The organism is Pseudomonas tructae (assembly GCF_004214895.1).
In the GTDB taxonomy this organism is placed as follows: domain Bacteria; phylum Pseudomonadota; class Gammaproteobacteria; order Pseudomonadales; family Pseudomonadaceae; genus Aquipseudomonas; species Aquipseudomonas tructae.
On the sequence record NZ_CP035952.1, the window covers coordinates 1,666,093 to 1,689,927 of the forward strand.

Annotated in this window: 29 protein-coding genes; 26 read left to right on the forward strand and 3 right to left on the reverse strand. The window is 60.7% G+C overall.

Translation table 11 applies throughout. The annotated features are described in order from the left end of the window. The first annotated feature begins 24 nt into the window (after positions 1-24). Both EXN22_RS07585 and EXN22_RS07590 read left to right on the forward strand, forming a co-directional pair. Positions 25-768 carry a LexA family transcriptional regulator gene (locus EXN22_RS07585; RefSeq protein ID WP_123565785.1) on the forward strand — a complete coding sequence of 248 codons (744 nt, stop codon included), beginning with the start codon at positions 25-27 and terminating at the stop codon, positions 766-768. Positions 769-1,241: 473 nt separating this feature from the next. After that, positions 1,242-2,261, forward strand: a complete 1,020-nt coding sequence (locus tag EXN22_RS07590; protein WP_177414007.1) for a colicin-like pore-forming protein — start codon at positions 1,242-1,244, stop codon at positions 2,259-2,261. Positions 2,262-2,268: 7 nt separating this feature from the next. On the opposite strand, the gene EXN22_RS07595 is transcribed toward EXN22_RS07590, so the two are convergent. Continuing rightward, on the reverse strand, positions 2,269-2,601 hold the full coding sequence (locus tag EXN22_RS07595) for a colicin E1 family microcin immunity protein (protein WP_165392194.1): 333 nt from the start codon (positions 2,599-2,601) through the stop codon (positions 2,269-2,271). A gap of 196 nt (positions 2,602-2,797) precedes the next feature. On the opposite strand from EXN22_RS07595, the gene EXN22_RS07600 reads away from it, so the two are divergent. The 23 genes from EXN22_RS07600 (at position 2,798) to recX (ending at position 21,680) form a co-directional block, all read left to right on the forward strand. Further along, positions 2,798-3,145 carry a phage holin family protein gene (locus EXN22_RS07600; RefSeq protein WP_130263485.1) on the forward strand — a complete coding sequence of 116 codons (348 nt, stop codon included), beginning with the start codon at positions 2,798-2,800 and terminating at the stop codon, positions 3,143-3,145. A 61-nt stretch (positions 3,146-3,206) separates the two neighbouring features. Continuing rightward, positions 3,207-3,725 (forward strand): hypothetical protein, encoded by a 519-nt coding sequence (locus EXN22_RS07605; protein WP_130263486.1) that lies wholly within the window; start codon positions 3,207-3,209, stop codon positions 3,723-3,725. Beyond that, the gene (locus EXN22_RS07610) at positions 3,722-4,282 is read left to right on the forward strand and encodes a phage baseplate assembly protein V (RefSeq protein ID WP_130263487.1); all 561 of its coding nucleotides are present in this window, start codon (positions 3,722-3,724) and stop codon (positions 4,280-4,282) included. Before EXN22_RS07605 ends, EXN22_RS07610 begins: the two co-directional genes overlap by 4 nt. Before the next feature lie 43 nt (positions 4,283-4,325). After that, entirely contained in the window at positions 4,326-4,523 is a 198-nt protein-coding gene (locus EXN22_RS07615; protein ID WP_130263488.1) for a hypothetical protein, read from the forward strand. A 4-nt stretch (positions 4,524-4,527) separates the two neighbouring features. Continuing rightward, on the forward strand, positions 4,528-4,854 hold the full coding sequence (locus EXN22_RS07620; RefSeq protein WP_130263489.1) for a GPW/gp25 family protein: 327 nt from the start codon (positions 4,528-4,530) through the stop codon (positions 4,852-4,854). After that, the gene (locus tag EXN22_RS07625; RefSeq protein WP_130263490.1) at positions 4,851-5,732 is read left to right on the forward strand and encodes a baseplate assembly protein; all 882 of its coding nucleotides are present in this window, start codon (positions 4,851-4,853) and stop codon (positions 5,730-5,732) included. Before EXN22_RS07620 ends, EXN22_RS07625 begins: the two co-directional genes overlap by 4 nt. 1 nt (position 5,733) lies before the next feature. Beyond that, positions 5,734-6,342, forward strand: a complete 609-nt coding sequence (locus EXN22_RS07630; protein WP_130263491.1) for a phage tail protein I — start codon at positions 5,734-5,736, stop codon at positions 6,340-6,342. Continuing rightward, a complete protein-coding gene (locus EXN22_RS26315; RefSeq protein ID WP_325053300.1) occupies positions 6,335-9,019 on the forward strand; it encodes a phage tail-collar fiber domain-containing protein in 2,685 nt (894 codons plus the stop codon). The genes EXN22_RS07630 and EXN22_RS26315 overlap by 8 nt, the downstream gene beginning before the upstream one ends. Positions 9,020-9,028: 9 nt before the next feature. Next, entirely contained in the window at positions 9,029-9,625 is a 597-nt protein-coding gene (locus tag EXN22_RS07645; protein WP_130263492.1) for a tail fiber assembly protein, read from the forward strand. Positions 9,626-9,704: 79 nt separating this feature from the next. After that, positions 9,705-10,871: a phage tail sheath subtilisin-like domain-containing protein gene (locus EXN22_RS07650; RefSeq protein WP_130263493.1), complete on the forward strand. Its 1,167-nt coding sequence runs from the start codon at positions 9,705-9,707 to the stop codon at positions 10,869-10,871. A gap of 12 nt (positions 10,872-10,883) precedes the next feature. After that, positions 10,884-11,393, forward strand: coding sequence for a phage major tail tube protein (locus tag EXN22_RS07655; RefSeq protein WP_038996697.1), 510 nt, complete (start codon positions 10,884-10,886; stop codon positions 11,391-11,393). Positions 11,394-11,402: 9 nt separating this feature from the next. After that, positions 11,403-11,705, forward strand: coding sequence for a phage tail assembly protein (locus tag EXN22_RS07660; protein ID WP_130263494.1), 303 nt, complete (start codon positions 11,403-11,405; stop codon positions 11,703-11,705). A gap of 140 nt (positions 11,706-11,845) precedes the next feature. Beyond that, positions 11,846-14,269 (forward strand): hypothetical protein, encoded by a 2,424-nt coding sequence (locus tag EXN22_RS07665; protein ID WP_130263495.1) that lies wholly within the window; start codon positions 11,846-11,848, stop codon positions 14,267-14,269. A gap of 9 nt (positions 14,270-14,278) precedes the next feature. Further along, positions 14,279-15,124: a phage tail protein gene (locus tag EXN22_RS07670; protein WP_130263496.1), complete on the forward strand. Its 846-nt coding sequence runs from the start codon at positions 14,279-14,281 to the stop codon at positions 15,122-15,124. Next, complete coding sequence (locus EXN22_RS07675) at positions 15,099-15,305, forward strand: tail protein X (RefSeq protein ID WP_130263497.1); 207 nt, start codon at positions 15,099-15,101, stop codon at positions 15,303-15,305. The genes EXN22_RS07670 and EXN22_RS07675 overlap by 26 nt, the downstream gene beginning before the upstream one ends. Positions 15,306-15,373: 68 nt before the next feature. Further along, on the forward strand, positions 15,374-16,426 hold the full coding sequence (locus EXN22_RS07680; protein WP_130263498.1) for a phage late control D family protein: 1,053 nt from the start codon (positions 15,374-15,376) through the stop codon (positions 16,424-16,426). A gap of 24 nt (positions 16,427-16,450) precedes the next feature. Then, the gene (locus EXN22_RS07685; RefSeq protein WP_130263499.1) at positions 16,451-16,996 is read left to right on the forward strand and encodes a glycoside hydrolase family 19 protein; all 546 of its coding nucleotides are present in this window, start codon (positions 16,451-16,453) and stop codon (positions 16,994-16,996) included. Continuing rightward, positions 16,993-17,493, forward strand: a complete 501-nt coding sequence (locus EXN22_RS07690) for a lysis system i-spanin subunit Rz (protein WP_233281689.1) — start codon at positions 16,993-16,995, stop codon at positions 17,491-17,493. Before EXN22_RS07685 ends, EXN22_RS07690 begins: the two co-directional genes overlap by 4 nt. 107 nt (positions 17,494-17,600) lie before the next feature. Next, positions 17,601-18,899 carry a colicin-like pore-forming protein gene (locus EXN22_RS07695; RefSeq protein ID WP_130263500.1) on the forward strand — a complete coding sequence of 433 codons (1,299 nt, stop codon included), beginning with the start codon at positions 17,601-17,603 and terminating at the stop codon, positions 18,897-18,899. 73 nt (positions 18,900-18,972) lie between these two features. Further along, a complete protein-coding gene (locus EXN22_RS07700) occupies positions 18,973-19,536 on the forward strand; it encodes a hypothetical protein (RefSeq protein ID WP_130263501.1) in 564 nt (187 codons plus the stop codon). Positions 19,537-19,550: 14 nt separating this feature from the next. Next, a complete protein-coding gene (locus EXN22_RS07705) occupies positions 19,551-20,033 on the forward strand; it encodes a CinA family protein (RefSeq protein ID WP_130263502.1) in 483 nt (160 codons plus the stop codon). 103 nt (positions 20,034-20,136) lie between these two features. Next, positions 20,137-21,204, forward strand: coding sequence for a recombinase RecA (recA, locus tag EXN22_RS07710; RefSeq protein ID WP_130263503.1), 1,068 nt, complete (start codon positions 20,137-20,139; stop codon positions 21,202-21,204). An 8-nt stretch (positions 21,205-21,212) separates the two neighbouring features. Then, entirely contained in the window at positions 21,213-21,680 is a 468-nt protein-coding gene (gene recX, locus EXN22_RS07715; protein WP_130263504.1) for a recombination regulator RecX, read from the forward strand. Positions 21,681-21,682: 2 nt separating this feature from the next. Here recX and EXN22_RS07720 read toward each other — a convergent pair whose 3' ends face one another. Then, positions 21,683-22,801 (reverse strand): LOG family protein, encoded by a 1,119-nt coding sequence (locus EXN22_RS07720; protein ID WP_130263505.1) that lies wholly within the window; start codon positions 22,799-22,801, stop codon positions 21,683-21,685. A 394-nt stretch (positions 22,802-23,195) separates the two neighbouring features. Here EXN22_RS07720 and EXN22_RS07725 point away from each other — a divergent pair, with 394 nt between their 5' ends. Then, positions 23,196-23,396 carry a hypothetical protein gene (locus EXN22_RS07725; protein ID WP_130263506.1) on the forward strand — a complete coding sequence of 67 codons (201 nt, stop codon included), beginning with the start codon at positions 23,196-23,198 and terminating at the stop codon, positions 23,394-23,396. Between the two features lie 5 nt (positions 23,397-23,401). Here EXN22_RS07725 and EXN22_RS07730 read toward each other — a convergent pair whose 3' ends face one another. Continuing rightward, entirely contained in the window at positions 23,402-23,818 is a 417-nt protein-coding gene (locus EXN22_RS07730; protein WP_130263507.1) for a quorum-sensing-regulated virulence factor family protein, read from the reverse strand. Between the last annotated feature and the right edge of the window lie 17 nt (positions 23,819-23,835).

Here is a 23,835-nt window from a genome sequence, read left to right on the forward strand (position 1 = left end):
CATTCCGTTACAGGCACCGGCATTATGCATTTTATGCAAAAACGCAACGTAGCATCCGTCTTAAGAGCACTGCTCGATCGCCACGGTCTCTCCCCCACGGAGTTGCACCGGCGTACCGGCGTGCCGCAATCCACCCTGTCGCGCATTCTCAGCGAGAAGATCGTCGACCCGTCCGATAAGCATGTGTCGAAAATCGCCGAATACTTTGGCGTGAGCACCGACCAGCTGCGCGGTCGCGTCGAGCTGGGTGACAGCCGCGAAGCTGCGCCTGCACGCAGCCACGCCGAGTTGAACGATATCAGTCTGTGGGATGACGACACACCCGTCGAGGACGACGAGGTGTCCATTCCATTTCTTCGCGAGGTCGAGTTGGCAGCAGGATCAGGAAGATTCGTAATCGAAGAAAGCGAGAAGGCCAGCCTGCGCTTCGGCAAGCGCAGCTTGCGCCACAACGGCGTGCAGTTCGACCAGGCCAAGTGTGTGACGGTGCGCGGCAATAGCATGTTGCCGGTGTTGCGTGACGGCGCCACGGTGGGTGTCAACGCCGGCAAGAGCGGCATCGGCGACATTGTCGACGGCGACCTGTACGCCATCAACCACAATGGCCAACTGCGGGTGAAGCAGTTGTATCGCCTGCCTACCGGCATTCGCCTGCGCAGCTTCAACCGCGATGAACACCCGGATGAAGACTACAGCTTCCAGCAGATGCAAGAGGAGCAGATCAGCATCCTTGGGCATGTGTTCTGGTGGGGCATGTACGCTCGCTGAGTAGTCCTACTCCTCAGAATAACCCGCTTCGGCGGGTTTTTTTTCGCCTGCAGAAAAGCGATCCAGCCCAGGCAGGGCAAGGCCTACATGCGCAGGTGCATTTTCTCATGCATAAATATTTCCATAAATGCATTGACTGCATATGCATTGATGCATAATCTTTGTCTCAAGCCGGTCGACACCGGTAGCGACAAAGGCAGCGATGAACAGGCCTGAACTGTTCAGAGGGTTGGCAACTGGCCCGGGTGTGCAGCGTAAAGCACCACAAGCAGTTATCCGGCGGGCAGGTGGCCGCGGTCGGAGGAACAACTTGAAGCGGAGTCGCCCAGCGCACCAGTCGTGGCGGGCGGTTCGACAACGCATTACTGAAAAGCCTGGGGAGGCCGGGCTTTTTGGAATGCCGAGTGATCGGTTTAGCAGTGACCGCTGTTGGCAAGAGGCCGAGCAGCGTCAATTCTGAAAGGGAGTTTTACATGGCGCTAGAACTGGCAACGACCATTATCTACGGTGATGGATCTGTTGAATTTATCAGTCTCAATCCTGGCCAGGTCCGGGGCAGTATTCTGGGTAACTACCCAATGGGCAACCCGATGCTGGGTGCTGTCATTGGCATCGAAAATGACTACAAAGCGGCGCACGCCAACCTGGAAATCAACCTGCAGAAGGAACTGGACGTGTTGTCCAGCCAGTTTCCACCGCTGACAGATACTGCAACGATTACCGGACTGCAAAGGCAGGTGGCGGTGATCAATTCGCTGATGGTTCGCAAGAACAGTGAACTGCAGACCGAGTTGAAGGCGGTCAAAAGCAGCCGCAGCATTGGCAAGCTGATGGCTACTTACAACGCAAAACTGCTTAATGAACAGGTCGCTAGTCTGTTGGCGCAGGTAGGCAAACTGGATGCCGAGATCACTCGGCAGCAACAGGCGAATGACGCCAAGGCCGAAGTTGATTACAAGGCCGCGGTAAAATTCACCGCAGACTTTTACAAAGAGCTGACATCGAAAGTAGGTGGGCAGTTGGCAGCGGAGGCGCAAGCCTTGGCGGCGGGCGTCCAGGGCAAGCGTATTGGCAATGCCAAGGAGGCCATGGCCGCGTATGAAAAATACAAGGATGCGTTGAACAAAAAATTCAGTGCCAAGGACCGAGAGGCCATTGCCAAGGCGTTGGACTCGCTGAACAAAGAGCAACTGGCGAAAAACCTGGAACAGTTCAGCAAAGCGTTCGGCTATGTGGGTAAAGCCATGGATTACGCTGACCTGCTGGTCGAGATCAAAAAAGGCTACGCGACAGGAGAGTGGGGTAGCACCTTTTTGAAGATCGAAACGCTGTTGGCTGGCAATGCCGCAGGTGCACTGCTTGCGTTTGCGTTCGGTGTGGCGGCGTCGACCGTCATGGGGGCTATTGCATTCGCCATGATCATGGCAGTGACCAGTGCCTACATTGATGAGGCGCGGGTCAAGAAGTTCAACGATGCGCTGCTTGCGCTCTGAAGTGACGCTACCGTTTCATCAGTAGATAGACACAGTAGGCGCCACCCAGCGGGATCGCTGTCGCCATGCACAGCAGATAAAAAAGCGCATAGAGGCCGTTTTTACCCGGGGTCTCGACAAATAGGCCGCGGCTCCAGAATGCCGAAGAAGAAAACTTTAAAACGCTCTGTTCAATCAACTTTCTCGAGAAGGGGAACAACAACAGGCTCGCACTGGAAAGCAGCAAGTAAATCAGGTTTTCCCGGGTTGAGAATGAATTGTCGTACCACCAGATTGCTGTGCCTATTGCAAACAGGCTCAGTGCGAGCAAGAGGTTTTTTACATAGTAGTTTTTTTCCATAGCGTCCGCTGTGGTTCGAGATATCTGGGGAGTCATTGCGGCCTGGCGAATCGCTACTGGCATCGCTGGCCTTTGGGCATGTCCTTGCAGACGCGCGTCGACGGATGAACTTTACCTTTTTTTACCTCGCAGAGGTGATCGATACAAAAACGCCGCTGGCACGTTGCCAAGCGGACTTATCCAAGGAGACAGGACAGTGACGAACGAACAACAGACGTTACTGGAAATGCCGATCTGGCTGGTGATCGTCCTGGCGTTGCTGGGCGGCGTATCCGGCGAGATGTGGCGGGCGGACAAGGCCGGTGCCCGTGGTTGGGCGCTGTTTCGGCGCCTGGTGTTGCGTTCGGGGGCCTGTATGGTCTGCGGCGTGTCGACGGTGATGCTGCTGTACGCCAGCGGCATGTCGATCTGGAGCGCCAGCGCTTTTGGCTGCCTGACCGCCATGGCCGGTGCCGATGTCGCCATCGGGCTTTATGAACGCTGGGCGGCACGGCGACTGGGCATCGATGCACAAACGTCAAACAGCGACAGCAACAAGGGATGAGGCGATGAGCGATGGCTTACGGATACCGTGCGCCTGACAACCGTGTCGCCAAGGAGCGCAGGTGAACGAACTGACGACGCTACACGAGGCCATCACCGCGACCATCAAGGCCGCGATGCCTCAACTTGAAACCGTTGCCGGCTACGCCACGACGGAGCAGAACACGGCGCTGCCGGCCCTCAATCACGCCATGGTCAGCTTCAGGCCCGGAACCGACCCAGGTGATGGCCGTTGTTGCATCCTGGCCACTTTCGAAGCGGATATCCATGTGGATGCCAGTGTTATGCAAGCTCCATTGCAGGCTGCCAGCCTGGCAACACAACTGACCGTACTGTTGCGTCAGCAGTTCTGGCAACTGGACTTTGTCCAAGCGGCGAACAATGTTCAGGCGTCTGTTGTACAACCCGGCGCAGGCACAACGTTTCCCACAACTTGGCGAGTGCAATGGGAGCAGGCGCTGCTCCTGGGAGCGGTGCAATGGCCCTGGCCCGATCAGACTGGGCCCCTGGCCTTCGCCTTCAGCCCTGACACCGGTCCGAGATTTGAGGCCGACTACCAATCGCCGGAGGATCTGCAATGAGCTACGCCAGTGCCATGCACGACCGTATGCTCGCCGGCCTGGTGATTCCCTGCCGGGTGGTGGCCGTAGACCTTGCCGCCGCCCGGGTGCGGGTGTCCGACGGCGCCGGCTGGACCAGCGCCTGGTTGCGCTGGCACAGCCAGGCCGCTGGCAAGGCCCGCCACTGGCGGGCACCGAGCCTGGGTGAGCAGGGCATTGTGCTCAGCCCCAGTGGCGAGCCGGCCCAGGGTACGTTCGTGCCTGGCTTGTACGGCAACGCCGGCGACCAGCCGGACAACCGCGAGCATGTCGAGGTCTGGCGTTTCGACGATGGTGGCTCGCTGGTATACGACTGGCAGGCCCGCAGTTACAGCATCGAGCTGCCCAGCGGTACCGTCAGCATCAAGGTCGGCGGTAGCTCGGCAGTAGTGACCGATCAGGCCATCACCGCCAATGCCGCGAGCATTACCCTGACCGGTGAGGTGCAGATCAACGGCCCGCTGCGGGTAAGCGGCGACATTCTCGGTGGCGCCAAGATCATCGATACCGGTGGCAACACTGCCAACCACAAACACTGAATCCAGCCCGCCCACAGCGGGCTTTTTTATTCCTGGAGACATCATGGCCAGCATAAAGAAAAGCACTTCCCAAGCACCCGCCACCCGGGTGTTCTGCGACAGCCGCTACACCTCTCGCGTGCTCATCCTGGCGGATGCCCGCCAACTGAGCGTAAGTGCAGGACAAGTCATTGTCGCCGCTGATGACAGCGTCGCCCTAGGCTACCTGCAGGAGCACCCGGACTTCACAGCCAAGGAGTAGGGCGATGATCGGCATGGATCGCCGGAGCGGCCAGCCGTTATCCGGTCTTGCACATTTGCGCCAATCCATCGAAGACATCCTCACCACGCCACTGGGTAGCCGGCGCATGCGCCCGGAATACGGCAGCAAGCTGCGCCGCTTTGTCGACCTGCCGGTCAACGAAGGTTGGAAAAGCGCGGTGCAGGCGGAGGTGGCCCGCGCCCTGGGGCGTTGGGAGCCACGTTTGAAGCTGGAACGGGTCAGGGTAACGGCAGTGGTTGGCGGGCAGATTACCTTGCAGCTCACCGGGCAATACCTGAACGCCAGCCAGACCCTGGAGGTGGTGGCATGAGTAGTGTGGATCTATCGGCGTTGCCCGCGCCGCAGGTACTGGAAGACCTCGATTTCGAGGCCATCTACCAGGCTGACCTGGCGACCTTCCGGTCGCATATGGGCGACAACTGGGACGCTGCAGTCGAAAGCGACCCTGTGAACAAACTGCTGGAAGTCGGCGCCTACCGCAAGCTGCTCAACCGTGCGCGGGTCAATGATGCCGCCAAGGCACTGTTGCTGGCCTATGCGCAAGGTGCCGACTTGGATCAACTGGCCGCCAATGTGCAACTGCAGCGGCTGGAGGTGCAGGCTCAAGACACCAGCAGCGTACCGCCCACCCCGCAGGTGCTGGAGGAAGACGACGCGCTGCGCGAGCGGGTGCAACTGGTGTATGAAGGGCTGACCACGGCCGGCCCGCGCAACAGCTACATCCTGCATGCCCGCAACGCGTCCGGCCAAGTGGCCGATGCGACGGCCGAAAGCCCGTCGCCGGCCGAGGTGGTGGTGACCGTGCTGGCGCTCGAAAGCGATGGCGACGCTGGGGTACAACTGTTGGAAACCGTGCGGCGCAAGCTCAATGACGATGACGTGCGCCCAGTGGGTGATCGCTTGACGGTGCAAGGTGCGCAGATCCTGCGCTACCGCATCGACGCTGTGGTGCACATGAGCGGCAGCGGCCCGGAGATCGAGGCGACGCTTGCCGAGTGTAAACGCCGCCTGCAAGCCTGGATCAATCCGCGCCGGCGCCTGGGTGTTGAAGTGGCCCGCTCGGGCGTGGATGCGCAGTTGCATATCAACGGCGTCAGCCGCGTCGACCTGAACAGCTGGACCGACATTCGCCCGACCCCGGCACAAGCGGCCTGGTGTGAAGGGATCAGCGTAACGCGGGGGAGCTGACATGGACAGTTTGCTTCCGCTCAACAGTACCGATCTTGAACAAGCCATCGAGGCCGCAGGATTTGAAACCACCGAAGTCCCCCTGCGTGCCCTGTACAACCCCGACACCTGCCCTGCGCACCTGCTGCACCAACTGGCCTGGGCCTGGTCGGTGGACCGCTGGGATGAAACCTGGCCAGAGGCAATCAAGCGCTCGGTGATCCGCTCGGCGTTCTACGTACATGCACACAAAGGAACCATCAGTGCACTACGAAGGGTGGTGGAGCCGTTCGGTTATCTCATTGAGATAGCCGAATGGTTCAACCAGCAGCCCGAGGGCGCGCCGGGAACCTTCGCCTTGAAGATCGGCGTTTCCAACGGCGGGATCAGCGAAGAGAGCTACCGTGAGCTGTCGGCGTTACTTGATGACGCCCGGCCAGTGAGTCGGCACATGACAGGTTTGGCAATCAGCCTGGAATCGCTTGGCGGCTTCTACGTGGGCGGCTCGGTGAGCGAGGGCGACGTACTCGACGTATACCCACCTGTACCACGAGAAATTGAGGTCGCCGGCCTGATTGGCCGTGGTGGCCGTGAACACACCATTGATATCCTGGACATTGCATATGGTTGACCAGAACTCCCAGTTTTACGCCATCCTCACCAACGTGGGGGCAGCAAAGCAGGCCAACGCCGATGCCTTGGGCATCCCTTGGAAAATTACACAAATGGGCGTAGGGGATGCCAACGGCACCGACCCTACACCTAATGCCACTCAAACCGCCCTGCTCGGCGAATGGCGTCGCGCGCCGCTGAATCAGCTGAAAGTGGATGAAAAGAACAGCGCCATTATCGTTGCCGAACAGGTGATTCCGGCTGACGCGGGGGGGCGCTGGATTCGTGAAATCGGCCTCTACGATGCGGACGGTGACCTGGTTGCGGTGGCCAACTGTGCGCCAACCTACAAACCGTTGCTGAGCCAAGGTTCGGGTCGTACGCAAGTAGTACGTATGAGTCTGGTGGTCAGCAGTTCCAGCAGTGTGCAGCTGAAAATTGACCCTAGCGTAGTGTTGGCCAGCCGTGAATGGGTGACAGAGGAGCTGTCCCGCCAGGACTTCAAACACTCGGTACTGGCCGCGACCACGGCCTCTGTCGAACTGAGCGGCCTGCAGACGGTCGACGGGGTGGCGCTGCAGGTGGGTAACCGTGTGCTGGTCAAGGACCAAGCCGCTGCAAAGGATAATGGCTTGTACCTGGTTGCTGCCGGGGGGTGGACTCGATGCTCTGATGCGGATAGCAGTGCCAAGGTAACACCAGGCCTGCTGGTGTTGGTGGAGAAGGGCAACTCCAATGGCGATAGCGCTTGGCAACTGGTGAGCGATGCCCTGATTACCCTCGGTGTGACCGGACTGGCCTTCGAAATGGCCTTTGGTCGCACCGGTGTGACAGCTGGCATTTATCGTTGCGTTACAGTGGACAAGTATGGCCGCGTGGTTGCTGCAACCAACCCGACCACAGTGGCAGGCTACGGCCTCACTGATGTGTACACCAAGATTCAGGTGGACAAGGCTCTGGCGGAAAAAGCGCCATTGCTGAGTCCTGCGTTGGCGGGGATTCCAACGGCGCCGACGGCGGCCCTAGGCAGTGATTCACTTCAGCTTGCCAACACGGCCTTCGTGAATGCCGCGGTCAGCAAGCTGATAGCGGGGTCACCCGGTGCGTTGGACACGCTCAAGGAGCTGGCAGATGCGCTGGGTAACGACCCGAATTTTGCTACGACCGTCCTTAATAGCCTGAACAGCAAGGCGGACAAGGCGAACAATCTTGTGGGCTATGGGATCTTGGATGACGTTCAGATTCGCGGCCGGAATCTGACTGGTGCTTTCACTGTGGAATGCATCGATGCGACCGTCAACGGGCAAACCACCGGCATTTTGATTCGGACCAAAATTCCCGCATCGGAAGGCACCATGCCTACGTTGACGATCAAGGGGGCGCTTAACGGCTATACCAGCCCGTTCGAAGCCCAGCTTTGCTGGTACTACTACCAGAATGCGATATACATGCCGCAGGTGATTGTCAGCGGCGCAAGTGTTGATATTGACAACTTGTTCAAGGTTCACCTCAGTCACAGCAATGGATTGGTTAACATTCGCCTGGACTTCGGGTCCAATGCGTACATTCCACGGCTCACTGTTACAGCACTCAAGGAGCGCAGTTATGGTGGTGGCTTGGCGATCTATCAAGATTGGACGAGTGAGCCCTACAGTACTGTCATCTCCGGTGAGGTCCAGGCACGGCGGGTCGCTGTACTAACCACTGCCAATGTCTCGAACGCCGCCTTGGATTTTGCAAGAACAGGTGCGCTTTCGAGCAATGCGGTAACCGGGTTGGGGGACGCGCTGGCCGACAAAGCACCGCTCGCTCATAGCCACGGCATTTCCCAGGTCAATGGTTTGCTTGATGCGCTGCAGGCCGTGTCAGGTTTGAATCAAGGAGCAATCGATCAGGACCCTGATAAGGCGACAAGTCAGGTGATTCTCACCAATCACCCCAATGTGCCAATACCGGGTTTTTACTGGCACATCACAACCACCTTTTTCAGACACATTGCCCCCCATTCGAACCGTTCCCAGATAGCGGTTCAGTATGACGGTGGTAGCGCGATTTTTGTCCGCAGTGTGTACACCGACCTTGGTGGATGGACGAAGTGGGAGCGCCTGGATAATCAGGTGGCGCCAGGCACCATTGTCTATTTCCCTTCGTATTCCGCGCCTCCTGGCTACCTCAAGGCCAACGGTGCACAAGTGAACCGAGTGACTTACGCCAAGCTATTCACCGCCATCGGAACGTTCGGCGGAGCAGGTGATGGCAGCACTACTTTTCACTTGCCAGACCTGCGAGGCGAGTTCATCCGGTGTTACGACGATGCCCGGGGTGTGGATATCAACCGCGCGCTCGGTTCTGTTCAGTTCGGGCAGAACGCTACTCACGCGCACACCGGGTATGCCGCATTGAGCGGAGAGCACTACCACGCGATAAGCGGCTTGACCAGCAGCGGGGGCTCGCATAGCCACAACATTTCTATGGGTGGCAACGATGTAGCGGGTTATCGGCCGCCTATCACCGCACCGGGCGCGAACGGCGAATGGACGGCCGGGGCAATTTCGGCCGCAGGTGACCACACCCATACCCTAACGGGTACGGCCGCTAATGCCGGTGGTCACACCCACCAGTTGGTCATCAACACCGACGGCGGCAGTGAGGCCCGGCCCCGCAATATGGCATTGCTCGCCTGCATCAAATACTGAGGACGCTTTATGACTGCACCAACGATTTATCACGCCCACCCTATCTCGGGTGAGTACCTGAGCAAGGGGATTGCTGATCCTGACCCGCTGGACCCTGACAACTGGCTAATTCCGGGCTTCGCTTATCTGGATGCCCCCCCGAAAGTCCCCCAGTGGCATGTGGCCAAGCGTTCGGCGGACAAAACCACCTGGGAGCCAATCGAAGACAACCGCGGAACCGTTTACAACACCGGGACGGGCTTTCCTGAGGAATACACCCGGTTGGGGGGGCTACCTGCGGGCTTGTCACGGGTTCCGCGTCCGAGTGTTTACCACCGCTGGAGCGGCACTGACTGGGTTCTGGATGAGCCCGCTCAGCGCTCTGGCATGCGCCTGGAGGTAATGGCCCAGCGCGATGACCGGCTTTATGTCGCCTCGTTGCGCGTCGCTCCACTTCAGGACGCCGTTGATCTGGGGCGTGCGACAGCAGCCGAGCAGGTGCTGCTGGTGGCCTGGAAAGACTACCGAGTAGATCTGGCCCGCATTGAGCAGCAAGAAGGCTTCCCCCTTGCGGTGGAGTGGCCGCCAAGTCCCGAAGACGGCAAGGCCGCCAATTCAATCACCTGACGCCCCGCACTGCCGGGGCGTTTTCTTTTCTGCTGTACCACGGCCCTGCTGGGGCTTTTGCATTTCTGGAGACTTACTCATGAGTGGATTTTTCCACGGCGTTACCGTAACCAACGTCGACACCGGCGCACGCACCATCGCGTTGCCTTCTTCCTCGATTATCGGGCTGGTCGATACCTTCACCCCCGGGCCGACCGCCAGTGCCAAGGCCAACGACCTGGTGCTGATCACCAGCGAGCGTGAAGCGGTTGCCGCGTTCGGCGCCGATGCGGCGATCACCCGGGCCTGCCAGGCCATCTACAGCCGTGCCAAGGCGGTCATCGTTGCCTGCGGCGTGGCCAAGCTCGACGAAGAGGCGGCGCAGACTTCGGCGATCATCGGCGGTGTGCTGGCCGACGGCAAACGCACCGGCCTGCAGGCGCTGCTCGACGGCAAAAGCCGTTTTAACGCCCAGCCACGCCTGCTGGTGACGCCCAAGCACAGTTCCACCCTGGCTGTCGGTACCGCCCTGGTGGCCCTGGCTGACAAGCTGCGTGGCCTGGCCATCATCGATGGCCCGAACACCACCGACGAGGCGGCCATCGCCTACGCCGACAACTTTGGCGCCAAGCGTGCCTACCTGGTCGACCCGGGTGTGCAGTACTGGGACACCGGCAAGAGCGCAACCCTGGATGCCCCTGCATCGGCCTGGGTGGCTGGCCTGTTCGCCTGGACCGACAGCGAGTACGGCTTCTGGGCTTCGCCGTCGAACAAGGAGTTTGTCGGCATCACCGGCACCAGCCGCTCGATCGAGTACCTCGATGGCGATGCCACTTGCCGGGCCAACCTGCTCAACAACGCCAACATCACCACCGTGATTCGCGATGACGGCTATCGCCTGTGGGGCAACCGTACTCTGAGCAGCGACCCGAAGTGGGCCTTCGTCACCCGCGTGCGGACCATGGACATCGTCATGGACGCAATCCTCTACGGCCACAAGTGGGCGGTGGACCGCTCGATCACCGCGACTTACGTCAAGGATGTCACCGAAGGCCTGCAGGCGTTCATGCGTGATCTGAAGGCCCAGGGCGCAATCATCAATTTCGAAGTGTTCGCCGACCCCGAGCTGAACACCGCCAGCCAGCTGGAGCAGGGCAAGGTCTACTGGAACATTCGTTTCACCGACGTGCCGCCAGCCGAGAACCCGAATTTCCGTGTCGAGGTCACCAACCAGTGGTTGACCGAAGTCCTCGACCAAGCCGCTTAAGGAGCAATAACCATGGCAATGATTCCCGAAACCCTGGCCAACCTGAACCTGTTCGTCGATGGCGTCAGTTTTCAAGGTGACGTCCCCAGCCTGACCCTGCCCAAGCTCACCCTGAAGATGGAGGAGCACCGTGCCGGCGGCATGGACATGGCGATCGAAATCGATCAAGGCATGGAGAAGCAGGAAGCCGGCTTCGTCACCACTGGCGTGCGCCGCGAGTCGCTGAAGTTCTTCGGCCTGGCCGACGGCTCGGCGTTCAACGGCACCTTCCGCGGTGCCTTCAAAGGCCTCAAAGGCAAAATCACCCCGGTCATCGTCACCCTGCGCGGGGCGCTCAAAGAGGTCGACATGGGCGACTGGAAACCGGGCGACAAGGCCGAGATCAAGCACAACGTGGCCGTGACCTACTACAAGCTCGAAGTCGACGGCCGCCTGGTCTACGAAATCGACCCGCTGGGCATGAAACGCGTCATCAACGGCGTCGACCAGCTCGCCGCCCAACGTTCGGCCCTGGGCCTGTAAGGAGCTCCCATGCAACAAGCAAACAAGACACCGAGCTGGCTGGCGGTGAGCGCCGAGCGCGTCGTTGTGACCTTGAGCAAACCCTGCCAGGCCAATGGCGTTCAAGTCGACAGTCTGGCACTGCGGGCGCCGACCGTGCGTGACATCCGTACCGCACAATCGGTGGCCAGTGGCGATGACGAGCAGCGTGAGCTGAACCTCTTCGCCTCCCTGGCCGAAGTCGGGATCAAGGATCTCGAGGAACTGCCGCTCAAGGATTACGGCCGCTTGCAGGCGGGCTATTTTCGTCTGGTGCAAGACGACGAGCTTTGATCCCAGGCTGCAGAAGGCGGCGGCAAAGCGGCTCGCCAAAGAGCTGAATTTTACCGCTGCCCAGATCATGACCATGTCGTACAGCGACATGGTCTGGTGGCTCACGGATTGAGCGTATAGCCATGCACAAGGGGGATCAGATGGCGAGCAAATTGGCGCAAACGCGGGTGATTGGTGCCATCGTCAAGCCGACGCTAGGGGTGGTTTTCAAGGCGGTCCTGGAGCGAATCAACAGATTCAAACAGGCCGATCAGAACACCCTTGGCAAGACCCAGAGGCCGCGCGAGGAACCGCACGGGGCAGGTTCAGATGAGTTGGCTTCGACTGATGATTCGGCAGCGGGGCAGGATGCTACGGTGCCAACGCAGTCGAACAGCAGCAACCCGTTGGTGGTGAAAATTGCGGGCCTTGATGTGCTGTCACTGGGCTTGATGAAGTTGGTCTTAGGGTTGAAGTCAGGCGCAGGCCAGGCCGAAGCTCGCCCAGGTGCATCCAGCAAGGCACAGCCAGGTCCTGGCCTGGCCCCATCGGGCAGCAATACAACACAAGCAGCAGTGCCGGAAGTTGATTGGCTTTCCCTGGGCGTGATGACAATGGCCCTTGGCAAGCAAGGGGGCAAGGCTCGCCCAGGGAAAGCGAGCAAGGCCCAAGCAAAGGCGCGTTCAGGCGGGCCTGAGCAACGTTCGGCAGCCAAGAAAGAAACCCGACCCACCGGGTCTGGAAGTGCGCACCAGCCACCTGCAAAGCAACCTCCTCGCACTGAAGCATCGCACGACCCGTCAGCGAAACCGGGCGATGCTGCTGAGCGGTGGGGTAAGCGGCTTGATTATCTGGAAGCGGGATACGATATTTTCAGTACCTATACCAGTGACCAGTCACCTGAAGAAAAGGCCAAGAGTTATGGTGAAACCCTGGGCGGGCTCGCGGGGGCACGGTTCGGGGGCTGGGTTGGGGGCAGACTCGGTGGGCCGATCGGGGCTGTATTCGGCGAACGGGGTGGCGAACGGGGTGGCGAATGGGTCGGTGGTTTGGTGGGCGAAAACTTGGATGCGTATCTGCGCAAACGCTGGATGAGTGACCCGGAGGCATCAGCTCCAGCTTCAAGGCCTGCGACAGGCCAGGCCGAAGCTCGCCCAGGTGCATCCAGCAAGGCACAGCCAGGTCCTGGCCTGGCCCCATCGGGCAGCAATACAACACAAGCAGCAGTGCCGGAAGTTGATTGGCTTTCCCTGGGCGCGATGACAATGGCCCTTGGCAAGCAAGGGGGCAAGGCTCGCCCAGGCAAAGCGAGCAAGGCCCAAGCAAAGGCGCGTTCAGGCGGGCCTGAGCAACGTTCGGCAGCCAAGAAAGAAACCCGACCCACCGGGTCTGGAAGTGCGCACCAGCCACCTGCAAAGCAACCTCCTCGCACTGAAGCATCGCACGACCCGTCAGCGAAACCGGGCGATGCTGCTGAGCGGTGGGGTAAGCGGCTTGATTATCTGGAAGCGGGATACGATATTTTCAGTACCTATACCAGTGACCAGTCACCTGAAGAAAAGGCCAAGAGTTATGGTGAAACCCTGGGCGGGCTCGCGGGGGCACGGTTCGGGGGCTGGGTTGGGGGCAGAGTCGGTGGGCCGATCGGGGCTGTATTCGGCGAACGGGGTGGCGAACGGGGTGGCGAATGGGTCGGTGGTTTGGCGGGCGAAAACTTGGATGCGTATCTGCGCAAACGCTGGATGAGTGACCCTGAGGCACCAGCGCCAGCTTCAAGGCCTGCTCAGGCGCTGCCACCGATATCCTTGTTGCGCAAGGACAGTGGCAATGCCTCGGCGGATGGACCGATGCCGGTGCTGACGAGACTGTCATCTGCGCCGTCGTCAATATCAGGGGCCGGCCCTTTGCCAAGTGCATCCTCGGGGCAGCCAGCGCATGACGGTTTGAGTGGCTGGATGGCGAAGCGCTGGTTTGCTCCCCCAGCAGACACGTGCAAACCATGCCCCAGCGAGCAGAGCAAAACCACACCCGCCGTAGGCCAAGCACCGACGAGAGCCGATGAGGACGACAAACTCATGAAGTTTGTCAGCGCATCAGTGACCGGAGCATTGCTTGGAGCGGCGCCAGGCGTGCCTGTTCTGCTGCCAGGCCGGGAGTTTGGCTCATTGGTGGGGGGGCATCTCGCAGGTACGCTTGACAGCAAACAGGCCGGATCGCTCGTCACCCCCGCCCAGGACAGGGGCCAGGCCCCGTCAGCCGCCCGGCAACCCTTGAACTTGCAGCGTTCCAAGGATGACGCTGGCATTGCCGTCGGGCGAATCGGCAACATTGTTCGTGGGATGGAGCCTGCGGCAGACCAGCCAGGCGTGCTTTCCATGGCACCCAGGATGGAACAGCCTGGCGCCAGCCAACCGCCGCAGCCAGTTCAGCAAATCACCTTTTCACCCACCATCACGGTTCAGGGCGGGATGAGCGATCCCTTGCAGCTTGCCCAGCAAGTCGGTGCCATTGTCCGGCGGGAGTTCGAGGATCTGCTGCGTCAATCCACCAGCCGTCAGTTGTACGACGTTCCTCACGTTGCTTAAGGAGGTGCCATGACCTACATGGATCAGTTGCAATCAGGGCTTGGTGCCCTGGTGGCGGCGGGCGAGGCGGGGCGGCGCAGTGCTGATGAAATGCTGGCGCCGGTCAAGGATGCCGCCGCCGAGTTCATCGGTGCCGCCGCCGAACTTGAGGCGTTGCCCTTTGTCGGGCCTGCCATCGGTGCCAAGCTGCAGCGCAGCTTGCGGGCGATCAACAAGGCCCAGTCCAGCGTCGATCAAGCGCTGGCGAAATATGATCGGGCCGTGGCGGTGGTGGCGCAGGTACGTGATGGCGTCGCCACGGTGAAGGCCCAGGTTGGCCGGGTCAGTGCCGCGATCAATCGGTTGGCGGGCAAGATCAGTCCGTCCCTGGCCAATATCCTGCCGACCAGCAGCTTCGCCCCCGAAGCGACGCCGGCGGCAGAAGCGGTCAAGCCGTTTCCGCATTTGCTGATTCTGCAACCGCTCAAAGCCCAGTCACCGGCCTATTACTTCAACCTCGACACGGCAGCGTTCGATGAGCTGCGTCGGCAGACCAGCTTTCGCTGGGCAGGCCAGGAGCGTCTGACCCGCAGCACGGCGCAACAGGCCGTGGGCCTGGGTGATGAGAAGATCAGCATCAAGGGCGCGATTTTCCCCGGTTTCAAGGGCGGGCTTGGCCAGTTGCAGGCGTTGCGCAGCATCGGTCGGCAACTGCAACCATTGACCCTGACCAGTGGTTACGGCGAGGTGTTGGGCACCTGGTGCCTGACCGGCGTTGATGAAGACCAGAGCAATCTGCTGGCCGGGGGCATTCCGCGAAAACAAGGTTTCTCACTGGAGTTTGTGAGCTATGGCGACGACCTGCAGAACCGCTGAGGGTGACGTGCTCGACACCTTGTGTCAGCACTACTACGGCCACCTGAGCGGCACCGTCGAGGCCGTGTTGGCAGCTAATCAAGGCCTGGCCGAGCAACCGCAACCGTTTCACGCCGGGGTATTGATCCTGCTGCCGGAGCTGCCGGCAGCGAGCGATGCCACGGTGCAGCTGTGGGATTGATGCTTGTCGTTAACTGTGATGATCAGGCCCCGCCGTGTGCGGGGCCTTTCTTTTCTGGAGCCTGAACCATGCAGCCAGTGTTTCGCCTTGTTGCCGATGGCAAGGACATTACCGAACTGATCAACGATCGCTTGCTGTCATTGCGTACCTCGGACAAGCCTGGAATGGAGTCCGACGAGTTCGAACTGCGCATTGACGATCGCGACGGCGCTGTGACCCTGCCTGCCAGGGGGGCGCTGATCGAAGTGCACCTGGGCTACGCCGGCCAGGTCTTGACGCGCCTGGGGCGCTACACCGTGGATGAGATTGAATTGTCCGGTCCGCCCGACAGTATCGTCATCCGTGGCAAGGCCAGCGACATGCGTGGTACTGGCAAGAGTATCCGCAGCGGTAGCTGGGAGGACGTGCCGTTGCAGCAGATCGTCAGGGACATTGCCGCGCGCAACGGCTGGCAACCGCTCTGCCCGGTGAGCACACGGGTGCCACGGGTCGACCAGTTAAACGAGTCGGATTTCAACTTCATTACCCGCCTGGCCAGGCAGTACGACTGCACGGCCAAGATCGGCGACGGCAAGTTGCTGGTGCTGTCGCGTCAGGCCGGGCGCAGCGCCAGTGGGCAGGCCCTGGGGGTCGTTACCCTCAACCGCAGCGATGTGAGCCGCTGGCAGATTCGTCTGGCGGACAAAGGCACGCACAAGGCTGTGCAAACCCGACATCAGGACCCCAAAAGCGGCGGGCTGAAGATTATCGACCTGGCCAATGACGACTCGCCGGCCGGGCTGCAGCCGGTACACAGCGACCGTCATCTCTACCCCAACAAAGCTGCTGCCGAGCAGGCTGCCAAGGCGCGCCTGGCGGCGTTCAACCGCAGTACTGCCAGCGTGCGACTGGAAATGGCCGGACGCACCGATCTGTTTGCCGAGCGCCTGATTCTTGCCCAGGGCTTCAAGGACGGGCTGGACGGCGAGTACCTGATCGAGTCGGTCGAGCACAGCTTCAGCGCCAATGGCTGGGGAACCACGGTCGACTGCAACGGTGGCAGCCAAGGCAAAGCCAAAGCCAAGGGCAAGAAAGCCAAAAGCAGGCCGGGTCTGAAGACGATTCAGTTGCACCCCATTTGAACCCCCAAGGATGAGGAACCTTACATGACGCTGGAGCAACTTGCTGCCGTGTTCCCCAACGCCCGCCTGAATGCGGGCGTTTTTCTACCTGCCTTGAACCTGGCCATGGCCCGCTGGGACATCGACACCCCACGGCGCATGGCCGCCTTCCTCGCCCAGATCGGCCACGAGTCCGGTCAGTTGCGCTACGTCAAGGAGCTGGGCAATGACCGCTACCTGGCACGTTACGACACCGGCAGCCTGGCCTTGCGTTTGGGCAACACCCCCGAAGCGGACGGTGATGGCCAGCTGTATTGCGGCCGCGGCCTGATCCAGGTCACCGGGCGCAACAACTACCGGGCTTGCAGCATGGCCCTGTTCGCTGACGAGCGTTTGCTCAAGCAGCCACAACTGCTCGAACAACCGCAATGGGCGGCCGAGTCGGCGGCCTGGTTCTGGCACTCGCGCGGCCTCAACCAACTGGCCGACCTGGGCGAGTTCAACCGCATCACCCGGCATATCAACGGCGGGCTCAACGGCCTTGAAGACCGCCTGAAACTCTGGGCGCGGGCCCGCGAGGTGCTGTGTTGAGCCGACTGCAATGGGGCGCTGTTGCATTGCTGATGTTGCTGGCCTGTGCACTGACCTGGCAGGTCCAGGGTTGGCGCATGGGGCACAAACTTGCGGAGCAAGCGCAACAGCACGGACAGGAGTGGCAGGCACAGGCCGAAGCCGCTGCCGCGCAACTGGTCGCCGAACGCCTGCAACGCCAAGGAATGGCGCAGCGGCTGGCGGTCAGTGAGCAACGACATTATCAGGAGCTACTCGATGCCCAACAGACTCAGGCACGCCTGCGTGATCGCCTGGCTACTGCTGACGTGCGGCTGTCAGTCCTGGTCGAGCGCGACGCCGCCGGTTGTGCCGGCCTGCCTGCCGCCCCCGGCACCGGCGGCCTGGATCATGGCCCCGTACGCGCCCGACTTGACCCGGCGCATGCTCGACGAATTGTCGCCATCACCGACGACGGCGACCGTGGACTGATCGCCTTGCGCGCGTGCCAGGCCTACGTGCGCGGGCTGATGCCCTGAGCGTCGGGGCTGTGCAAAAGACTTTCTGTTTTCAACCAACCATATGAGGACGGCCGGCATGGCTGTGTCCTCGCTATCAATTGACTCAACAAAAAAGGACTTTAAACATGGGTGAAAAAAATATCATCGTCGACCGTGGCATTCCCCCAGGCGGCGGTAGCGGTGCTTCCGCTGGCAATGTCTTCGGCGGCTTCTGGGGCAGCGGCAACATCGGTAGCGTGATCGGTTCGGTGACGGTGTCGATCGATGGCGTCAGCAGGCCCACGGGCCCTGCGTTCAATGCGGCAATCGTGTTCAACTCCACGATCGTCGAATCCGTGCTGTCGGGTTACGGTTGGCCGAGTATCGATGCCTACTACGACCTGGGCATGAGTGTCTGGGGCATTCTGCCTTATCAGATCCTCGAGGTGCGTGACGAGGTTCACGGCAGCTTCGTGCGCAAGGAGCGCGCCCTGCCGGCAGAGCTCGATGCCGAACAACGCGCCGCCGAAGCCGCTGCCGGCAGCAATGCGGCCCTGAGCCCGGGGCAACGCCTGGAGCGCTCTATCGGTATCGTCAAAGCGATGATGGCCAAGCGCGACGAGCTGATCAAATTCAATCGTCTGCGCCTGTCCACCTCGCCGGGCAGCGAGCTGATCGAGCGCAACATCGACAAAATGGTCGCCGAGTTGAAAAAACTCGACGACGAGCAGATCCCGCCTGCTATCGATCAGGTCCTGGATGTCATGAGCGCAGGCTTGAGCCTGCACGTGGACCTGACTGCCAACGCGATGCTCCAGGAGAAACTCGACAAGCTGCAGGCCCAAGCCCGGGAAGTGGCGGAGCAGGAGGCGTACAAAAGCGCAGTTAGCTTCGCCAGTGATGTCGGCAAGGAGGTCGCCAGCCGTTTCGGAGCGCAGATGGCCAAGGCTGCCGACGAGCTGAAGAAGGACATCACCGGCAAGACGGTCAAGAGCTACGACCAGGCCATGCAGGCGTTTGAAAAGCTTGCGCGCAACCCGGGCTTCAAGATGAACCAGAAGGACACTGCCGCCATCGCTCAGGCCCTCAATGCCCTGGATGTGGCAACCTATGCCGACAACGCCATGCGGTTGGGCAAGGCGTTTGGTGTAACGGGCAAGGCTGTGCAGGCAACGACCCTGGCACAGAAGGCGGCCAGTGGTTTCAGCACCGGTGAATGGAAGCCGTTCTTTCTGGAGCTGGAAAGCATTGCCGTGGGCGCTCTGGTAGGCGCTGCCGCCGGCGCCGTACTGGGTGCCGGCCTGGCGCTGGTGCTGGCACCTGGTTTGGCCGCAGGTGCGGGTATCATTGCCTCCGGGGTGATTCTGGCTGCCGTGTCGTCCTACATCGACGCCCAGGCAATGGAGTCGTTCAACCAGATGGTGCTCAATGCAGTAGCATCCTGAAAAGATGGGTCAGGGGGAGCCGCCGTGCTGCTGCCCCTGGCCCGGCTCAATGGACGCAGTGAATATGAATGTGATGAAAGCCGACCCGCAACAGGGGGCCTACCTGTATATCCCGTACCTGTTGATTGGTGTGAGCCTGGCGCCGGTCATCCTGCTTGCCTGGTTGATCCCGGCCGTGGCGGATCAGGGCTTCTACGCGGAACTTGAGCGGTTTCTCGATGACTGCCTGTTCGGTCGGGTGGGCGTCTGGTCATCGATGTTTCCCCTGACCGCCAAGGCGATCGGCAACTACATTGCCGTTGCCGCGCCGTTTTTTTCCCTGTGGATCACTGTCTGCATCATGCGGCGATCGCTGCTGCGACCGGGGCCTCCGGCGCAGGTGGCGTTGGGCCGATATGCATTGATTGCCGCAGGCTGTGTATTGCTGGATGCTTTTCTGATCTACCAGAATTATTTTACCTTCACCGACTTTGCCGCTCACTCTAGAAGGTTTCGCTTCTTTGGCCTGAGCGTGGTGTTCTTTCCGTTTATCGCGATGCTGTCGCTGTTGGCGTTCTACGCGATGACATTTTTCAGTTACAACTTGCTGCTGCGCTTTCCTCGCGAGGTATTGGCGCAGCGCAGGCAGCGGCATTGACCAAGGAGCTTGGCATGGACCCGATTACTGTACTGTCCGCCCGCCTGGGGGAACACCTGCGCCGTTTCAATGCCCAGGTGACTACCGCCGAGTCCTGCACCGGCGGCGGTATTGCCGAGGCCATCACACGGATCCCGGGCAGCTCGGCCTGGTTCGAGGCCGGTTATGTGACCTATTCCAACCGCCAGAAGACCTGTCAGTTGGCGGTGCCCGAGGCGCTGTTCATGCAGGTCGGGGCGGTCAGCCAGGACGTGGTCGAGGCCATGGTGCGGGGCGCCCAGGCTGCCAGCGGCGCGCGTTTTGCCGTAGCGGTCAGCGGCGTGGCCGGGCCCGATGGCGGCTCACCGGCAAAACCGGTGGGCACTGTTTGGCTGGCCTGGGCCGATGGCAGCCACGTCAGCAGCGAGCGCCGGCACTTCGAGGGTGACCGTGACGCGGTGCGCCGACAAACGGTAATCGCCGCGCTAGAGGGCTTGTTACAGCTTGGCGCAGAGTAAATCGCACATCGGGGGTAGGCGCGAAGAAAACCCTGTGGAATAATACTGGCTACTTATACAGGTGTTCTGGCCGTCAGGCCCTATCGATTACGTGAGGACTTCAATGGACGACAACAAGAAGCGCGCCTTGGCTGCGGCCCTGGGGCAAATCGAGCGTCAATTCGGTAAAGGCGCGGTCATGCGCATGGGCGACCACGAGCGCCAGGCCATTCCGGCCATTTCCACCGGTTCCCTGGGCCTGGACATCGCCCTGGGCATTGGCGGTCTGCCAAAAGGCCGTATCGTCGAAATCTACGGCCCGGAGTCGTCCGGTAAAACCACCCTGACCCTGTCGGTGATCGCCCAGGCACAGAAGGCAGGCGCTACCTGTGCCTTCGTCGACGCCGAGCACGCCCTGGACCCGGAGTACGCCGGCAAGCTGGGCGTCAATGTCGATGACCTGCTGGTCTCGCAGCCGGACACCGGCGAGCAGGCCCTGGAAATCACCGACATGTTGGTGCGTTCCAACGCGGTTGACGTGATCATCGTCGACTCCGTGGCGGCCCTGGTACCCAAGGCCGAGATCGAAGGCGAAATGGGCGACATGCACGTGGGCCTGCAGGCTCGCCTGATGTCCCAGGCGCTGCGCAAAATTACCGGTAACATCAAGAACGCCAACTGCCTGGTGATCTTCATCAACCAGATCCGCATGAAGATCGGCGTGATGTTCGGCAGCCCGGAAACCACCACCGGTGGTAACGCGCTGAAGTTCTACGCGTCGGTCCGTCTCGACATCCGCCGTACCGGCGCGGTGAAGGACGGCGACGAAGTGGTCGGCAGCGAAACCCGGGTCAAGATCGTCAAGAACAAGGTGGCTCCGCCATTCCGTCAGGCTGAATTCCAGATCCTCTACGGCAAGGGCATCTACCGCAACGGCGAGATCATCGACCTGGGCGTGCTGCACGGCTTCCTGGAAAAATCCGGCGCCTGGTACAGCTACCAGGGCAGCAAGATCGGCCAGGGCAAGGCCAACTCGGCCAAGTTCCTCCAGGAGAACCCGGAAATCGCCGCGACCCTGGAGAAGCAGATCCGCGACAAGCTGCTTAATGCCGGAGCTGTTGAAGCCGCTGGTAAAGCCGCAGTAGCCGATGCCGAGCCGGAAGATCTGGCTGACGCTAACGCTGACTATTGATTGACCCCATGTCCGCCGTACTCGATACCCCCGTCGCCGTAAGGCGGACAGCCATGGACCTGCTCGCACGTCGCGAGCACGGTCGAGTCGAGCTGACGCGCAAGTTGCGTCAGCGCGGCGCTTCCCCCGAATTGATTGATCAGGAGCTCGACCGTCTGACGGAAGAGGGCCTGCTCAGTGAAGCCCGTTATCTGGAAAGCTTCATCAGCTACCGTTCACGCTCAGGCTATGGCCCGGCGCGTATTCGCGAAGAGCTGGGCCAGCGCGGGTTGCACCGTGGTGATATCGACCAGGCCCTGCGTGAATGCGGGGTGGACTGGTCGGCCCGGTTGCTGGAAGTCTGGCAGCGCAAGTTTGCCGGCCAACTGCCCATCGATCCGCGCAGCCGCGCACAGCAAACCCGTTTTCTGGTTTATCGTGGATTTTCCATGGAGTCGGTCGGCCGCCTGTTGAGCGGCCGAGGGTTGGACGACTGAGCTTAAGTAACCTTTAGTGCCTCGCGTGCCCTTTGGGTAGTGTGCATTGGTTGAGGCTTGGCCCAGTTCTCCGATAGGTTGATGAAGTCCACCAGCTCACGCAGGCGTCCCTGGTCACGCCCGTTGAAGGCGAAGGTCAGGCGCGTCAGGTGGCTGAAGCGGGCCTCGTCATGCTGCTCGCCACCATAGGCATGCTGGTAGAAGTTGCCACTCAGGCGCAAATCGGCAAAACCTTCCTGCACGTCAAACAGCGCGGCTTCGCTCAATGGATGCTGCATGCGGATCACAAACTGGTTTTTCAGCCAGCGGCTGGAGTGGTAGTTGCTGTAGAACTGGTTGATTTCCTCCACCGCCTCGTCGGCGCTGTACACCAGGCGCAGCAGTTTCATGTCGCTGGGCAGGATATAGCGGTTCTCTTCCAGTTGGCGGGTGATGAAGTTCAGGGCTTCCTGCCAGAAGCTGCCACCGGGTGAGTCCAGCAAAACGATTGGCACCAGCGGGCTTTTGCCGGTCTGGATCAGCGTGAGCACTTCCAGCGCTTCATCCAGCGTACCGAACCCACCCGGGCACAGTACCAGGGCATCGGCTTCCTTGACGAAGAACAGCTTGCGTATAAAGAAGAAGTGGAACGGCAGCAACTTGTCGGTGCCATCCACGGTGGCATTGGCGTGTTGCTCGAAGGGCAGGGTGATGTTGAAACCCAGGCTGTGCTCCACGCCTGCGCCTTCATGGGCGGCGGCCATGATGCCGCCACCGGCGCCGGTAATGACCATCAGCTCGGAGCGTGCCAGGGTCGCCCCCAGCTCCCGGGCCAAGGCGTACATCGGGTGTTCGACCGGGGTGCGGGCCGAGCCAAACACCGTGACCTTGCGGCGCCCCTTGTATTGTTCGAGGGTACGAAAGGCGTGATCGAGCTCTCGCAGGGCCTGCAGAGTGATCTTGGCGTTCCAGCGGTTGCGGTCATCATGGGCCATGCGCAGCACGGTCAGCATCATGTCGCGGTACAGCGGCAGGTTGGGGCTGTTCGGCGCAACCAGGCTCAGTTGCTCATCGATCTTGCTCAGGTCGATGTCGTTGTTCTTGAAGTGACTCGATAGCAGTTCGTTCGGTTTGTAAGGCATTCAAACGTCTCCTTCTGCAGCAAAACCTCTGACCGGGCGGCAATGCGTTGTCCGGCCGCGACACTGCATGTGTCGCTGGCTGCCGTGGCTCGAGTGTGATCCCCGAGCATTGCAGTAGACCTGCAAGGTCTCATTGCAGTTGTAATGGGTCCATACAACTTATTGTTGTTCAACGCTGCACGTGCATCGCAGCACGTCGATGGGCAACCCCCTTTGCTTGCCCGAAAAATACGGGATGGTTGCTATCAATCTAGACCTTGGCGCGGGTTTATGCCGAATGGTTCCACGGCGTTCGCTGCCAAGCGCAGGACCGCTCGTCAGCTAGGATCCAATCATTGCTCAGGTCTGGTTAACTGAAGATCAGCGAGTTTGCGCGGTGCAAGGAGGCTGCAGCATGCAACGGCTTAACCTGGAGCTTGACGAGCAGTTGTTCCGGTTGCTCGATAATGCGGCGAAGGCCAATAACCTGAGCCTTGAACAGGAGTGCCTGCGACGGCTGGGGGGAGGGGAGCGGCACTCGCGCTATATCCAGGCCCTGGTGGCCGAACTGCGCGCCGATGAAAAACAACGGCGCGACAGGGAGCGGGTAGCCTAGGGCTGTTACTTCTGGACTTTCAGGCCGCAGCTGGCGGCATCGAATGCCTGCTCGCTCACCGGGCGATTGGTCTTGTATTCGGTAAAGCGATAGGTCAGCACTGCACCTTTGGCGAGCAGTTGGCGGTAACCGCTGTTCTTGCACACGCTGTCACCCAATTGGCTGCGCACCCGGTTCGGGTCGGCCTTCATTTTTTCGGCATGACCGGGAAGCACGCTCAGGTGATTGACCAGTTGCTTGCCTTCGACGGTGTAACCCTGGTCGAGGATATCCTCGTTGATCGCCCGCGGCGTGCCCACGCTGCTCTGCGCGGCGACTTTTTCCAGCATTTTGCTCAGCTCGTACTCCTGCTTGGAGGCGGCGTTGGCCGCCAGAGGCAAGGCGAGCAACAAGCTCAGGGACGGGGCGATGAAACGCAGCATGAATTTCTCCTGGTTCG